14 protein-coding genes are annotated in these 13,629 nt (G+C 72.9%); 5 read left to right on the forward strand and 9 right to left on the reverse strand.

Features of this window, described 5'->3' with window-relative positions:
- Positions 1-120: 120 nt before the first annotated feature.
- Positions 121-1,971 (reverse strand): IucA/IucC family protein, encoded by a 1,851-nt coding sequence (locus LO772_RS09615; RefSeq protein WP_231777969.1) that lies wholly within the window; start codon positions 1,969-1,971, stop codon positions 121-123.
- Between the two features lie 422 nt (positions 1,972-2,393).
- Here LO772_RS09615 and LO772_RS09620 point away from each other — a divergent pair, with 422 nt between their 5' ends.
- On the forward strand, positions 2,394-3,095 hold the full coding sequence (locus LO772_RS09620; protein ID WP_231777970.1) for a hypothetical protein: 702 nt from the start codon (positions 2,394-2,396) through the stop codon (positions 3,093-3,095).
- An 18-nt stretch (positions 3,096-3,113) separates the two neighbouring features.
- Here the strand turns inward: LO772_RS09620 and LO772_RS09625 are convergent, their stop codons facing one another.
- Positions 3,114-3,536: an ATP-binding protein gene (locus LO772_RS09625; RefSeq protein ID WP_231777971.1), complete on the reverse strand. Its 423-nt coding sequence runs from the start codon at positions 3,534-3,536 to the stop codon at positions 3,114-3,116.
- A 413-nt stretch (positions 3,537-3,949) separates the two neighbouring features.
- Between LO772_RS09625 and LO772_RS09630 the strand changes: the two genes are divergently transcribed.
- The 3 genes from LO772_RS09630 (at position 3,950) to LO772_RS09640 (ending at position 6,376) form a co-directional block, all read left to right on the forward strand.
- Complete coding sequence (locus LO772_RS09630; protein WP_231777972.1) at positions 3,950-4,513, forward strand: hypothetical protein; 564 nt, start codon at positions 3,950-3,952, stop codon at positions 4,511-4,513.
- A gap of 72 nt (positions 4,514-4,585) precedes the next feature.
- Positions 4,586-6,154: an MDR family MFS transporter gene (locus LO772_RS09635; protein WP_231777973.1), complete on the forward strand. Its 1,569-nt coding sequence runs from the start codon at positions 4,586-4,588 to the stop codon at positions 6,152-6,154.
- Between the two features lie 42 nt (positions 6,155-6,196).
- A complete protein-coding gene (locus LO772_RS09640; protein WP_231777974.1) occupies positions 6,197-6,376 on the forward strand; it encodes an SPOR domain-containing protein in 180 nt (59 codons plus the stop codon).
- 276 nt (positions 6,377-6,652) lie between these two features.
- Here LO772_RS09640 and LO772_RS09645 read toward each other — a convergent pair whose 3' ends face one another.
- Entirely contained in the window at positions 6,653-7,216 is a 564-nt protein-coding gene (locus tag LO772_RS09645; RefSeq protein ID WP_231777975.1) for a hypothetical protein, read from the reverse strand.
- Positions 7,217-7,498: 282 nt separating this feature from the next.
- Here LO772_RS09645 and LO772_RS09650 point away from each other — a divergent pair, with 282 nt between their 5' ends.
- Positions 7,499-8,101 (forward strand): AMIN-like domain-containing (lipo)protein, encoded by a 603-nt coding sequence (locus LO772_RS09650; protein WP_231777976.1) that lies wholly within the window; start codon positions 7,499-7,501, stop codon positions 8,099-8,101.
- A gap of 201 nt (positions 8,102-8,302) precedes the next feature.
- Here the strand turns inward: LO772_RS09650 and LO772_RS09655 are convergent, their stop codons facing one another.
- From LO772_RS09655 to LO772_RS09680, 6 genes are all read right to left on the reverse strand, one after another.
- Complete coding sequence (locus tag LO772_RS09655) at positions 8,303-8,599, reverse strand: hypothetical protein (protein ID WP_231777977.1); 297 nt, start codon at positions 8,597-8,599, stop codon at positions 8,303-8,305.
- A gap of 248 nt (positions 8,600-8,847) precedes the next feature.
- Positions 8,848-9,471 (reverse strand): class II aldolase/adducin family protein, encoded by a 624-nt coding sequence (locus LO772_RS09660; RefSeq protein ID WP_231779482.1) that lies wholly within the window; start codon positions 9,469-9,471, stop codon positions 8,848-8,850.
- Between the two features lie 96 nt (positions 9,472-9,567).
- On the reverse strand, positions 9,568-10,533 hold the full coding sequence (locus tag LO772_RS09665; RefSeq protein ID WP_231777978.1) for an ABC transporter ATP-binding protein: 966 nt from the start codon (positions 10,531-10,533) through the stop codon (positions 9,568-9,570).
- On the reverse strand, positions 10,530-11,375 hold the full coding sequence (locus tag LO772_RS09670) for an ABC transporter permease (RefSeq protein WP_231777979.1): 846 nt from the start codon (positions 11,373-11,375) through the stop codon (positions 10,530-10,532). Before LO772_RS09670 ends, LO772_RS09665 begins: the two co-directional genes overlap by 4 nt.
- Positions 11,368-12,255 (reverse strand): ABC transporter permease, encoded by an 888-nt coding sequence (locus LO772_RS09675; RefSeq protein WP_269453179.1) that lies wholly within the window; start codon positions 12,253-12,255, stop codon positions 11,368-11,370. Before LO772_RS09675 ends, LO772_RS09670 begins: the two co-directional genes overlap by 8 nt.
- A 250-nt stretch (positions 12,256-12,505) precedes the next feature.
- Entirely contained in the window at positions 12,506-13,564 is a 1,059-nt protein-coding gene (locus LO772_RS09680; RefSeq protein WP_231777980.1) for a hypothetical protein, read from the reverse strand.
- Between the last annotated feature and the right edge of the window lie 65 nt (positions 13,565-13,629).

Below are 13,629 nucleotides of genomic sequence, written 5' to 3' on the forward strand. Positions count from 1 at the left end.
TTTCCCTCCCCGCGGCCGAACCTCACCAGGCTAGGGACGACGGCTCCCGGGCGTCCAAGGGTGTCGCCTCATTCGTCCGGGGCGTGTCGGGCGGTCGGGGTCGCCGGACCGCATGCGGGATCACGCCGCCGCGATCGGGTTGGCGATGTCCACGTACACCGTGCGGTTCGTCGGTGACTGCGCGGGCGACGCGAGGCCTTCGACGCGGGTGCGCAGGTTGGCCTTGCAGCGCAGCGCGGGTGCGTCGAGCAGGGTGGTGACCAGTTCGCCGGCGTGCGCGGCGGAGCCCTGCCCGAACCGCCGGTATTCCGAGCGCAGGCGGGCCAGGAACGCGCGCACCCGCCCCAGCATCTTCTTCTCGTCGGCGAGTTGCTGGGCGCCCAGTGTGCCGACGACACCCAGCATGTTGTTGACGCCGATGCAGTAGCCGAGGCGTTCGTCGACGACCGCGTCGGTGGACCACGTCGCGGCGTCCTCGCGGACCTCGGCGGGCAGCCAGTGGGCGAGGGGGGTGCCGCGTGCGGCGGAGAAGTGGTAGCCCTGGTTGCCGCGGTAGCGACCGCCGATGGGCCAGCCGTCGCCGTCGAGGACGACGAGGGTGTTCTGCTGGTGGGCCTCCAGGCCGAGGCCGTACTCGGCGTACAGCCACAGCACGGGCGCCACGACCACGTCGAGGTAGCGGCGCAGCCACGTGTCGGCGACCTCGGCCGGCGGGCGGCCGGTGTGCAGCGCGAGGTGGTGGATCGTGCGGCCGAGGAGCGACCGGCCGCCGGGCAGGTCCGGTCGTTCCGCGGTCAGGCCGGCGACGCACTGGACGCGGTCGCGTGGTCCGAACGGGTTGTCGCGGACGACGAGTTCGAGGCCGCTCTCGCACGTGCTGCCGGGCACGCGCAGGGTGAGCCAGCCGAGGTCGCGGACGACGTCGAAGCCGGGATGGGCGCCGTGCAGGACGCGTTTGAGCCCGGCGTCCAGGACGCGGTGCACGGCCAGGCCGCGGCGCATCTCGGACCGCAGGTTCTCCCGGCGCGAGTCGGCGATCTCGGCGCCGAGCGAGGTCTTGAGCATGACGGGCGCGTCGGCGCGGTAGAGCGTGCGGACGGACGATGTCGGCGACCACGCGGGCCCGGCGGGGCCGAGGTCGTGCAGCAGGCCCGCGTCGAGCAGCGCGCGGACGCCGGGGCGCCGTGCGGCGGCACGGGCCTGCCACGGGTGGGCGGGGAAGACGACGGTGCCGGGCGGGCGTTCGAGGGTGGGCCCGGCGAGGGCGGCGAAGATGGCGGGGAGGGGGCCGAGGAGGTCTTCGTCGAGTTGCACGACGTCGGGGTCGGCGGCGAACCAGTGGAGGGGGAAGCGCCCGCGCAGCTCCGGGGAGAACCGTTTTGCCTCCTCGTCGGCGACGCCTTGCCGGCTGTGCGGGGTGGGGTGGAACGGGTGTCCGAGCACGAGGGCCTGCTCGGCCTCCAGGAAGGGCGACGGGCCGGCCGGTTCGACGTCGGGCGGGTCGTCGTCGTGGGCCGGGACGCCGCCGGCCGCGATGTAGGCCGCGGCGGCGTCGCGGCGGGCCGTGAGGTGCCCGGCGGTGCGCGCCACGGAGTCGGCGACGTGCGCGGCGAACTCGGCTGCCACATCCGGGTGTTGGTCGGCGCACAGCAGCCGGGCCAGGGCGGGGGCGTCGAGCGGGCGGCCGTCGGGGCCGGTCACGGGGCCGAAGCGGTGCCACCCGGTCGGCGACCGGTAGAGCAGCGACACGTCCACGGACGGGCCGGCGAGGGACACGCGCACGGACGGGCTGTCGCGTACCGCGATGCCGTGCTCGCGCACCAGGCAGCGCAGCAGCGCCTCGACGGCCGCGTGGTCGGCCGCCCGTGCGGTGTCGATCGGGGGTGTGTCGGAGTCGGGTTGCTCTGGGATCGTCGGCGAGCCGGGACGCGGGCGCTCGACGCGCGCCGGGACCTGACCGGACAGCGACATGTACGGACCTCCCCTTGTCGACAACGGCCGTGCGGTGGGGCGGTGTTCGGCGGCGCACACCACCGGGGCGCTAGCGCGCCGAAGCGGTTGCGTCACCGGTTGTTCGAAGAACGGTAACCCATTGGTCCGGGAACCACCCGCGCCGAGCAGCCGTCCCTGCCAACGATTCAGCGGACCTCGTCGGTTCCGTACCGGGCGGGTCGCTACCATACGGAGCGCTTCCGCCGGTGTCCGGGCCCTCGGGTCCGCGGCACCGCGGGTGGCCGGAGTGGGGGGAGCTGTTTCGTCTCCGTGTGCCGACCGGAGGGGGGCTTCCGCCGGCACACGGGTCGACCCGTCACGGCCGAATTCCTTTCACCGCCCGAGACCTGACGACGGTCTCGGGCTGCCTTCGCCTGGGTCGGTTCGGAGACGGAGACGACATGAACGCGTATTGGGGCCATCAACGACAACGGCAGGGCCGTCCGCCGGGTATGCCGCCGGGGGTGCCCGGTTACGGCACGCCGACCGGGTACGGTCCGCCCGAGCCGCCGCACCGCGATCGCGGCAACCGGCTGATGCTGGTCATGACGCTGGTCGGCACGGTGGCCACGGTCGTCAGTGTGCTGCTGGCGATGGGCGTCGGGCCGTTCGACCTCACGGAGGACAAGTCCGGGACGCCCGCTCCCGCCTCGATCGCCGCCGCCGCCGACGCGGACGCCGCGGGCCAGACGCTCAAGGGGTATGTCACGCAGGTCAACAAGGTCTGCAGCGACCGCCAGGCCGAATTGACCCAGAAAGTGGATGAACTCGATCAGGCCGCTGTCGACTTCCAACAACTCCCGTCCCAGGAATCCCTCGTCGGATTGCAGCGCGCGCTGCGTTCCGCGTCGCTGTCGCTGTCGTCGCTGATCACCCAGATCAACGCCGTGCCCAAGGTCGAGAAGCCGGCGGGGGACGCCCGCGACGCCGAGGACTGGCGGGCCGGGTACGAGCAGACGGCGGTCTACCTCCAGCAGGCCTCGTCGCGTCTGGACGAGAACGATTTCGACGGTTTCGACGCCGCGTTCACCCTGGCCACCGACTCCCCGGAGAGCGACGCGGTCGCGGCGGCGGCGGCGAAGATCGGCATCGTCTGCAACTGACCGCGGCCCGACGCGCGTTCAGGCCACCGGCCACGGCAGGATCACCCACAGCGTCTTGCCGTCCGTGTGCGCCTCGATATGGATCTGGCCACCGGACTCCTCGACGACCTGACGGACGATCAGCAGCCCGCGCCCCGACGTGTCGTCGACGGTTTCGAGCAGCGCGACCGGGCGGTACGGGTGCCGGTCCCGAACACCGAGCCACAGCCAGCCGTCGTGCACCGTCAAGGTGACGACTATCTCCGGTGACACGACGGCGGCGTGCTCGACCGCGTTGGTGATCAGCTCGGACGCGATGAGCCGCAGCCCGTACCCGAGATCGTGCGCCTGCGGCAGCCCCCAGTACGTCAGATGGTCGGCCAGCGCCCGGCGGGCCTGGGGGACCGCGGCCGGCTCGGCGGGCAGCGTGAACCAACAAGACCTGTCGTATCCCAGAGTCACGGGGCCCACCTCCTCGCGCGGTGGTCCAGCCTAATGCCCCGCAAGGGGGTCCGATCATGGCCGAGGGAAGCAAATAGGGGGCGCGCGTCGCGAACTTCGCACGGAGGAAAGCGCCGTGGCGAAACGGGCGACCGATGTGATACGGACCGTGACCGGCGAACCCCCGGGGGCGCGCCCCCGCGTGCGCCACGGCGCACGCCGCGACGGCTGCGCCACAAGAAGATTGACGCATCGTCACATCAGTCCGAAAGGTAGATCGGTCGCGTGTGTGAAGTGCGGCCGAGGTGGGCAAGACCGTGGCGTCTGCGTATATGACGGCGCATCCGAGGGGTGCGCCCATATCCGCGCGTAGCGGTGTCGGAGCCGCAGCCCAAGATGGCTCCGCGATCGCCGCTCAGTCCCACGGAAGGGTGATGCGGGTGGACGACAACCTGGACGCGCTCGAACGGCTCATGCTGGCCAACCTCCTCGAAGGCCGCCAGCCCCGCCGCCGGGCCACCACGATGCCGCAGGCACAACGCAACTCCGCCTCCCGGCAGACCGCGCCGCAGCGCAACCAGCGCCGGAACCAGCACCACAGCGCGCCCGCCCCGCGGCGCGCCCCGATCCCGAGCCCGACGGCTCCGCCCCAGGTGACCGACCTGCGGCAGACGCGGCTCCTGGACATCGGCCGGGTCATCAAGCAGATCGACCCGCGCACCACGCCCGAGTGGCGCTCGGAGATGGCCGCCGCCTGGGTGCGCCTCAACCTCTCCGCGGCCCAGGTGCACGCCTGGCTCGCCGCGGGCCTGCTGCCCGCGCAGCACGAACTCGCCAAGGAGTGCATCGACCGCGGGCTCACGCCGGCCGACATGAAGGCCCGCATCGACGGTGTCCGCGTCGTCGAGCGCCTGCGCGGCGACGGCGTCGACGGCGTCGTGGACATCCTGCGGCGGAACGGCTGGAAGCCCGCCGCGAGCCCGACGGCGGCGGCGTAGACCGACCCCGCGACGGATCCCGGAACCACCGGTCCGTTTGACATCGTTGCACAATGCAACTAGTTTTCGGCCATGCCGTCAGGGACCGCCGACTCCGCTCCGCCACCACAGGCGTCCCTGAGCCGACGCCAGATCCTCCTGGCGTTCTCGGGGCTGATGCTCGGCGTCCTGCTCGCCGCACTCGACCAGACGATCGTCGCCACCGCGCTGCCGACGATCGTCTCCGACCTCGGCGGACTCGACCGCCTCGCCTGGGTGACCACGGCGTACGCCCTGGCCATGGCGATCTCGACGCCGGTGTACGGCAAGCTCGGCGACATATTCGGCAGGAAATACCTCTTCCAGACCGCGATCGTCGTCTTCGTCGTCGGGTCCGCGCTGTGCGGGCTGGCCCAGTCGATGACCACGCTCATCGCGTTCCGGGTCGTGCAAGGGCTCGGCGCCGGCGGGCTCATGAGCAACGCGCAGGCCATCATCGGCGACTTGGTGCCGCCCGCGGAACGCGGCCGATACCAGGGGCTGATCGGCTCGGTGATCGCGCTCTCCACGATCACCGGCCCGCTGCTCGGCGGCGTCATCACCGAGGGCCTGTCGTGGCGCTGGGTCTTCTACGTCAACGTCCCCCTCGGTGCGATCGCGCTGGTGGTGACCACGTTCGTGCTGCGCCCGCCCGCGTACCGGCGCGAACGCAAGCCGCTGGACTGGCTCGGCGCCGTACTGCTGTCGGGCGGCACGGCGGCCCTGATACTCGTCACGACCTGGGGCGGGACGACGTACCCGTGGCTGTCGGCGCCGACCGTGATCCTCGTGGTCGCCACGGTGGTGTTGCTCGGGGTGTTCGTCTGGGCCGAGACCCGCGCCGCGGATCCGCTCATCCCGCTGCACCTGGTGTCGCGCAACGCCGTCGTGCGCATCGCCTGCCCGCTGTCGTTCGTCGGCGGCTGCCTCATGATCGGCCTGGGCACCTTCCTGCCGTTGTACGAGCAGGTCGTGCACGGCAAGGGGCCCACCGCGTCCGGCCTGCTGCTGGCCCCGATGCTGCTGTCGCTGCTGGTCAGTTCGACGGTGTCGGGGCGCCTGATCTCGCGTCTCGGCAAGTACAAGCGCTTCCCCGTCGGCGGGACGCTGTTGGTGACCGCGGGGCTCGTGCTGCTGGCGACGCTCGGGGCGACCAGCCCGTACTGGCGGCTGCTGGTCGCGCTGATCGTGCTGGGCCTCGGCCTGGGCACGATCGGGCCGGTGACCACGCTCGCCGTCCAGAACTCGGTCGACCACCGCGACCTCGGCGTCGCCACGGCGGTGAACGCCTTCGCGCGCTCGATCGGCTCGTCGTTCGGCGTGGCGCTGCTGGGCGCGGTTTTCGCCCACCGCCTCGCGACGGGGCTGTCGCCCTCCGAGCAGGCCGCGCTCGGCGGCGACCACACGACGCTCACCCACGACAGGATCGAGGCGCTGCCGCCGGAGGCCCACGACGCGGTGCTCGGCACCTTCGCCGACGCGCTGTCGTGGGTCTTCGCGACGGCCGTCCCGCTGGGCCTGTGCGCCTTCGCGCTGGCCCTCGCCCTACGCGAACTCCCGCTCCGCCGCGCCGTCAAGAGCCCCGAACCGGTGGCCCCCGAGGCGGAACTCCACCGGGGCTGACCCGACGACCCGGCCGTGCGAAGCGTCCGGAACAATGCCCCGGTGAGCGATCCGATCCGATGGCAGGTATGGCGACAGGACGATAACGGAGCCCGATTCCTCATCGCGAGCTATGACACCGAGGACGCGGCGCGCGAACGACTCGCGCGGATGGAAGCGACCGGGGGCCACCACAAGCAGCTGTACTGGATGGCGCGTTCGGAGGGCCGCAGGGCCGATTGACGACCGCGGGCGGCGTTCGCCGCCGGGCCCGGCTCCGGTTGGTGCCGATCGGGCCCCGGACGTCGGCGGGTGTTGACGCGCGGCCACCGACACCCGCCTCGCACCGCGGCGGCCGACGCTCGTGACGCCCCTCTGCCACCGGTACGCGTGACCGTCCCCGCGGCCACCGACACTTGTACCGGACTGCGGCCACCGACTCCGCTGGCGGCGGCGGTGGTGGTGGCTGCGAGGGGGTCGGGTGGACGGTGTGTCGGACGGTCGCGTGCACGGGCCCGGTCAGTCGGTGTTCGGTGGGGACGACGGCTTCGGCGGGGTCGTCTCCTGGGTCGGCCGGGGGGAGTCGGTCGTCTTGGTGGGTTTGGCGGAAGTCTGGGGTGGCTTCGACGGTTTCGGCGACGGCTCCCCCGGCTTCGACGTCGGGACGTGGGTCGTGGGGTCGGGCGTCCCGTCGGAGGCCTCGGGCGGAGCCGGGGGCGTCGCGCCGGGGATGTCCGGAGCCCCGAAGACGGAGGCGTCGAGCGGCACCGGAACGGGACCGCCGCCGGGCAGGCCGGGCGGCGGCGGGAACGGGGCCATGCCCCCGGCCTCGTTCGGCGGCAGCGGCAGACCGGGCAGGGACGCCTTCGCCGAGGGAAGGTCGCCGCGCCCGCCCTTGTTCGACTTGCCGCCCGTCGACCCCCCGTCGTCCTCCGAGCCGTGCTTCCCCCCGGACCCGGCACCGGTCGGAGCCACGTCGCCCGCGGGCGCGATCTGGCGGTCCGCGGCCCCGCACCCCGAGGCCGCACCGACGGCCGCCAGGACAACGACGGCACACCAGGACGAGACGCGGCGCCGACCCATGAAACTGCCTCCAGGAACTTCCTCACGGGCACCGGTCGGCAACCCGTCCGCCAGTACGCTTGCGTGCCAACCAGGCGTACGCCAGCCGATACGGGCCGATTCATCCACATGAGTGAAGACGAACAAAACCGAGCGAAACCCGAAATAACAGGACACCATCGGCTGATCCGCGCGCTGTCACCGAACCAAGACATTTCCCGAGCAACCCGGGCCGAAGGCCGACGCGTCTACACGTCAACACAGGCGCGCTACGCACCTGGTCAAACCCTGTGGGAGGTCCCCGTGTCCTTGTCGCCCGCCAGCGCCGACACCACCGCCGACGCCGCCGTCGCCACACCGAAGACACCCCGGCGCCGCACGCGCCTGGCCCGCACCGCCGTCGCGACCGCGTCGGCGGGCCTGCTCGTCTCGCTCGCTCTGATCCCGGCCGCCGCCGCGCAGGCCGCGCCGCGGGACGCCGCGAGCGGCTCGGTCGCCGCGGCCTCCGCGCCCAGCCTGCTGACGGACATCCGCACCGGCAGCCACCCGACGTTCGACCGCATCGTGCTCGACTTCGCCGGGAACGTCCCGGCGTACGGCAGCACCGGCGGGCCGGACCAGCTCACCAACTGCGCCTCCGGGCAGACGGTGCCGCTGACCGGCACCGAGTACACCGAGATCACCACCACCAACGCCGCCGCGCACGACGACAACGGCAACCCGACCTACACCGGTCCGCGCGTGGTCTACACGCCGCAGCTGGCGAAGGTCACCGGCTTCGCGGTCACCTGCGACTTCGAGGGCCACCTCAACGTCGGCTTCGCGACCACGGCCGGGGTCACCGAGATCCACACGTTCCCGCTGAGCAACCCGAGCCGGATCGTCGTCGACGTCCACCACGGCTGAGCCCGCCGGGAGCGGCCGGTGCCCCGGCCGGTCCCCACGCCGTGACCACGCCCGCGATGACGCGGACGGGCGCGGTCACGGCGGGAAGGGGAGGACGGCGCCGGGCGGATCGGCGTTTTTCCCTCCTGCTGTCGTCGGATGCCGTCGAGTGCCGTCGGACGCCGTCCGGTGGCGTGCTCCTCGGCGCCGCGGTGACCGCGGTCACCGCGAGGACACGATCGCGAGCATCACCACCCAGAGGAGCGGCAGCCCGCCCGCCCAGCACCAGAAGGCCAGGCGGCGCCTGCGGACGATGGTGCCCAGGGTCGCCGAACCCGCCGTCACCGTGACCGCGACGGCGTACAGCCACGGCAGCCCGATGCCGAGATGCTGGCCGCGGCGCGAGCACAGCAGGCCGCCGTTGCCGTACGCGCACCCGTCGACCGCCAGCATCGCCCGCGGGAGCAGCAGCATCGTGGCGAGTGTCCCCGTCCACATCACGGCCAGTTTCAGGACCACCCGCAGACGCCACGAGCGCCGCGAAATCCCTTCCGGGCAGCCGCACTTCGGCGCGGTACACGCCGGCGATCCGGCACACGGGAAGGCGTCCGCGCCGAACCGCCCCGGCGCGCGGTGGACCGCGGACGGGTCGTGTTTCGCCGGCCGGCGCCTCGGCGTCATGTCCACCATGCTCGGCACACCGCGCGGACACGGCCTCCGTACGCGTACTCAACTCCGCCGACCGGGTCGCGTCCCGCCGGCTCCGCTCACCGACCCATCCGCCGCTCGACGTCGACGAGTTCGTCGTTGTCGAGGAGCCTCGGCCGGCCCATCGCGCAGGCGCGCACGTACACCTCGCACAGCCATTCCAAGATGTGCGTGCGTTCGAACGCCTCGTCGAGCCCGGCGCCCAGCGTCACTCCCCCGTGGTTCGCGAGCAGCGCCCCCTGTCTGCCGCCGGCCAGCGCGGCGCGCACGTTGCGCGCCAACTCCGAGGTGCCGTACGTCGCGTAGTCGGCGACCCGCACGTCGTGGCCCCCCAACAGCAGCACGTTGTAGTGGATCGCGGGCAACAGGCTGCGCGTGCTGGCGACGACCGCGCCGAACACCGAGTGCGTGTGCACCACCGCACCGGCCTCGGGCGCCGCGTCGTAGAGCGCCAGGTGCATCGGCGTCTCCGACGACGGCGCCCGCGAGCCGTCCACGACGTGTCCGGCCAGATCGACGACCGGGCAGTCGGCCGGAACCAGGCGCTCCAATCTGCCGCCCGCGGGCGTGACCGCGACCAGGTCGCCGTCGCGGACGCTGAGGTTGCCCGAGGAGCCGACCACAAGCCGTTCCTCGACCGCGCGCCGCCCGTAATCGCACAAGGCAGCCCGCGCAGCCTCCATGAGCACGATCCGTCCCCTTCCGTTCCGGTCCAGGGGAACGTATCGCCACGGCTCGGCGCGTCCGCCACAGGGCGATCGCCACGCGGTGCGGACGGGTCAGGGCGCGCCGGTGTACATGCGGGCCACCACCTCCTCGATGTCCGGTTCCTGCACGGTGATGTCGCGGACCACGCCGAGGCGCGCGACGTCCGCGATGAGGCCGCCCGCGGGGACGCCGTCGAGCCGGAACACCACGCGGTGGCCTTCGTTGTCGACGCGCTCGACCTTGACGCCCGGAACGTGCGGGAGGTCGTCGTACGGAGTGTCCAGATCGACGATGACGCGCCGCCGCGAGCCGTACCGCTCGTGCAGTTCGGCGAGCGTGCCGTCGTGCACGATGTGCCCGTGGTCGACCACCACCAGCCGGGGGCACAGGCGTTCGATGTCGGCGAGGTCGTGCGTCGTCAGCACGATGGTGACGTCGCCGCCGTCGCGCAGGTCCGCGAGGAAGGCGCGCAGGGCGTGCTTGCTGACGACGTCGAGCCCGATGGTCGGCTCGTCCAGGAACAGCACCTCGGGGCCGTGCAGCAGTGCCGCGGTGATCTCGCCGCGCATGCGCTGGCCGAGCGACAGCTGCCGCACCGGCGTGTCGAGGAACGGATCGAGGTCGAGGAGGGTGCGGCAGGTGTCGAGGCGGCTCGCGTGGTCGTCCGCGGGGACGGCGTAGACGTGGCGCAGCAGCCCGAAAGACTCGCGCAGCGGGAGGTCCCACCACAGTTGCGAGCGCTGGCCGAACACCACGCCGATACGGCGCGCGAGGTGTTTGCGCCGGGGCACCGGCTCCAGGCCGCACACGCGCAGATGGCCCCCGCTCGGGGCGAGGACGCCGGTCATCATCTTCAGCGTCGTCGACTTGCCCGCGCCGTTGGGCCCGATGTAGCCGACCGTCTCGCCGCGCCCGACGGTCAGGTCGACACCGTCGACCGCGGCGACCGTGTGCGCGGCGCGGCGGACGCGTCCCACCTTGCGCTTGACGGTGAACTCCTTGCGCAGTTCGGCGGCGTGGATGGCGTGCTGGGTCATGATCCGGTGCTCCTGTAGTGACGAATTCCGGTGCGCCACAGCGCGATGGCCGCGGCCCACGCGATCGCGGCGACGACGGGCATGCTCCACGCGAGCCACGCGGGTGTGCCGAGAGGGTCGGACCGGCCGCACAGCGCGAGCATGGGCTGGTAGCCGGCGAACGCGAAGCCGAGGCCGTACGCGAACGTCCCGCGCAGCCACGACGGGTAGAGGGGGACGGGGTACTGCGCGAAGGTGCGCCCGCCGTACGTGAAGGCGTTCGCGAATTCGCCCGAGTCGATCCACCAGAACGCGACGGACGCGCCCGCGATGAAGACGGCGGCGAACAGCGCGGCGGCGGCCACGGGGGCGATGACGGCGAGTACGGCCCGTGCGGGGGTCCAGTCGAGATCGGCGTACACCAGCACGACGACGTACACGACGGCGTCCTGGACGGCGCGCCCGACCTTGCGGAACGGCAGGTCGGTGGCGAGGAGTTGCCCGAGGGGGCTGAGCGGCCGGACGAGGACGGCGTCCATCAGGCCCGTGCGGACGTAAATGGCCAGGCGTTCGATGTTGCCCACGAGCAAGTCGGCGAGCTGGAAGCCGAATTCGCACAGCGCCGCGGTGAGCAGCACCTCGCGCAGCGTGAATCCGCCGAGTTCGGGGGTCACCCGGAACACGGCGAGCACGGCGGCCAGTTCGACGAGCGACAGCAGCGCGGACAGGCCCGCGTCGAGGAGGAACGACGCGCGGTACTGGCCCTGGCTGCGGGCCTGGGCGCGGACGAGGTGCGCGTACGCGGCGGCCGGACGCGGGCGGTGTCCTCCGGCCCGGCGGTCTTCCCTGCGCGGGTCAGCCACCTTGCACCACCAACCGGCGCAGCGCGCGCCGCTGCACGGCCGCGCACAGTGCCATCAGAGCGGTGCCCCAGCACAGTTGGAGTGCGACCGTGGCCGCGGCCACGCCCGTCGCGGTGCGTTCGACGGCGATGTCGAGCGGGATCTGGAAGACGCACGGGAACGGTGTGCCGAGCCAGATGAGCCACTGCGCCCACTCGGGCAGGAAGCGGAGCGGGAAGTGGACGCCGCTCAGGGACGCGGCGAACAGGCCCCACGCCGCGAGCGGCCCGCGGGCGTCGAGCAGCCAGAACGCGGTGAGGTTGACCAGGTAGCGTCCGGCGAAGCTGACCGCGACGGCCAGGACCACGGAGACGGCGAACAACGGGTAGGTCGCGGCCTCGTGCGGCACGTACATCGTGTAGAAGGCGAAGCCCACGCCGACGGGCGCGATGAACCGGCCGAGCACCGCGTGGGCGGCCCGGCCGAGTTCGGCGGCGGCGTACGAGGTCAGCGGGTCGACCGGGCGCAGCAGGTCGGCCGCCACGTCGCCGGACGTGATGCGGTCGGCGAGTTCCTTCCAGGTCCACATGTGGGAGACGCTGAGCAGCCCTTGGCCCACCCAGACGTACGTCACGAGCTGCGCGCCGGTGTAGCCGCCGGGGCGTCCGCCGCCGCCCGCCACCACGGCGGACATCACGGCGGCGAGCATCGCCCCGAAGACGACGTTGGTGAAGACGCCGGCGACCGTCGCCTGGCGGTAGGTGGAGTGGCGGCGGAATCCGGCGGCGGCGAGCGCGGCGAAGCGCCGTACGGCGGCGGAGAGTGGGATCGGCGGGGGCGGGGGATCGGGTGCGGCGTCCGGGTCGGAGGCCGGTTTCGGGCATGCGGCGGCAGACGGCATGACGAACTCCTTGCGCGTCGGGCACGCCGAAGTGCCCGACGCCTGGCGTCAGTTGGGTCGGTCGCTCTTGGTTTCGCCGCGGGGGTCCTGATACGGCGCTACGCCGTCGAACCCGCCCGCGGCACCCCGGGCAAGGCCGCACAGATTACCGGACGCGGAGGGCGGCGGCGTACCGGCGCAGGTGGCGCGGGGGCGCGTGCTCCCGGGGGAACGGCCGCCGGCCCGGGTGCGGCGTGTTCCGGTGCCTCGGTCACCGCTGGTCGTCGGGGTGCGTGCCCTCGGGGCGTACTCCCAGCCCGGGGAAGTCGACGTACCCGCCGCTGGTCCAGGACCGCAGGCGCATGCGCGAGGCGGCGGTGATGTCCCACGCGGCGAACGCGTCGAGCAGCAGCCCGCCCGCGCGGCGGCCGTGGTCGGCGCCGGGGCGGAGCCAGACCTGGCGCGTCTGGCCGGGTATGCCGCCGATTTCGAGGCGGTCCTGGCCGATGCGCAGTTCGACCGTGCGGCTCGGGTGGGCGATCTCGCCCATCACGACCAGGATCGGCTCGACCCAGCCGACCAGCGGCAGGTCGGCGACCACGGAGGCCAGCAGCGCGGGGAGCGCGCGGCGGAAGTCGTCCCAGTCGTCCGGGTCGGGGCCGAACGGCAGGAACAACTCGGCGAGGGCCATGTCCGGGCGGCTGACACACCAGTCGTACGGCAGCTCCGCGAGGCCGCGGGCGGCGGCGAACTGCCGCTGCTCACGGGTCTCCCAGGGCGCGGTGGGGAACAACTCCATGGTCAGGGCCGCGCGTTGGTGGTCCCGGGCGAGGCGCAGCGTGATCTCCCGGGTGCGCCACCGCAGCCATGCTCCGGGGCCGCCGCGCCACGGGGCCGGGCCCAGCGCGGCGGTGACGGCCGCGACCAACCGCGTGTGTGCCGCGTCGAGTTCGCGTTCCCGGTCGCGCGGGAACACGCCGCCGGCGGGCCCCCAGGGGTCGCCGGGGAGCCCGCCGAACGCGAGGGCGCGTCCGGGGCCGATCGGCTGCGGCAGGTCGGCGCCCGGGGCGTTCTCCGGGATCGGCACCTCGAAACGCAGCGCGGGACAGCCCGTGTCGTCCTCGGCGGGTTCCCAGCGGCAGTGCAGCCCGGGAACGCCGGGGTCCAGCGCGGCGGTCTCCCCGTCGGCCGGCGCGTCGTCCGGACGCCACGACAGCGCGGCGGCGACGCGCTCCGCGTCGCGACGGGTCCACGTGCCCCAGTCGGCGGCGCGGGCGGCCAGGAGGGTTCGGGTGAGGGTGTCGGCGGCAGGCATCAGTGAAGCGGCCATATGTGATGATGGCAGGCTGTCATGATTTTGGGCAGTCACGCATGCGAACAAAGCCCCCATAGCGG

Source organism: Yinghuangia sp. ASG 101, assembly GCF_021165735.1.
GTDB lineage: Bacteria > Actinomycetota > Actinomycetes > Streptomycetales > Streptomycetaceae > Yinghuangia.

Excerpts from the sequence above, each read along its gene's own strand:
- LO772_RS09665 (WP_231777978.1), bottom strand. The coding sequence starts at position 10,533 with ATGACCCAGCACGCCATCCACGCCGCCGAACTGCGCAAGGAGTTCACC.
- LO772_RS09645 (WP_231777975.1), bottom strand. The coding sequence starts at position 7,216 with ATGGGTCGGCGCCGCGTCTCGTCCTGGTGTGCCGTCGTTGTCCTGGCG.
- LO772_RS09675 (WP_269453179.1), bottom strand. The coding sequence starts at position 12,255 with ATGCCGTCTGCCGCCGCATGCCCGAAACCGGCCTCCGACCCGGACGCC.
- LO772_RS09630 (WP_231777972.1), top strand. The coding sequence starts at position 3,950 with ATGCGGGTGGACGACAACCTGGACGCGCTCGAACGGCTCATGCTGGCC.
- LO772_RS09620 (WP_231777970.1), top strand. The coding sequence starts at position 2,394 with ATGAACGCGTATTGGGGCCATCAACGACAACGGCAGGGCCGTCCGCCG.
- LO772_RS09615 (WP_231777969.1), bottom strand. The coding sequence starts at position 1,971 with ATGTCGCTGTCCGGTCAGGTCCCGGCGCGCGTCGAGCGCCCGCGTCCC.
- LO772_RS09635 (WP_231777973.1), top strand. The coding sequence starts at position 4,586 with ATGCCGTCAGGGACCGCCGACTCCGCTCCGCCACCACAGGCGTCCCTG.
- LO772_RS09680 (WP_231777980.1), bottom strand. The coding sequence starts at position 13,564 with ATGGCCGCTTCACTGATGCCTGCCGCCGACACCCTCACCCGAACCCTC.
- LO772_RS09660 (WP_231779482.1), bottom strand. The coding sequence starts at position 9,471 with ATGGAGGCTGCGCGGGCTGCCTTGTGCGATTACGGGCGGCGCGCGGTC.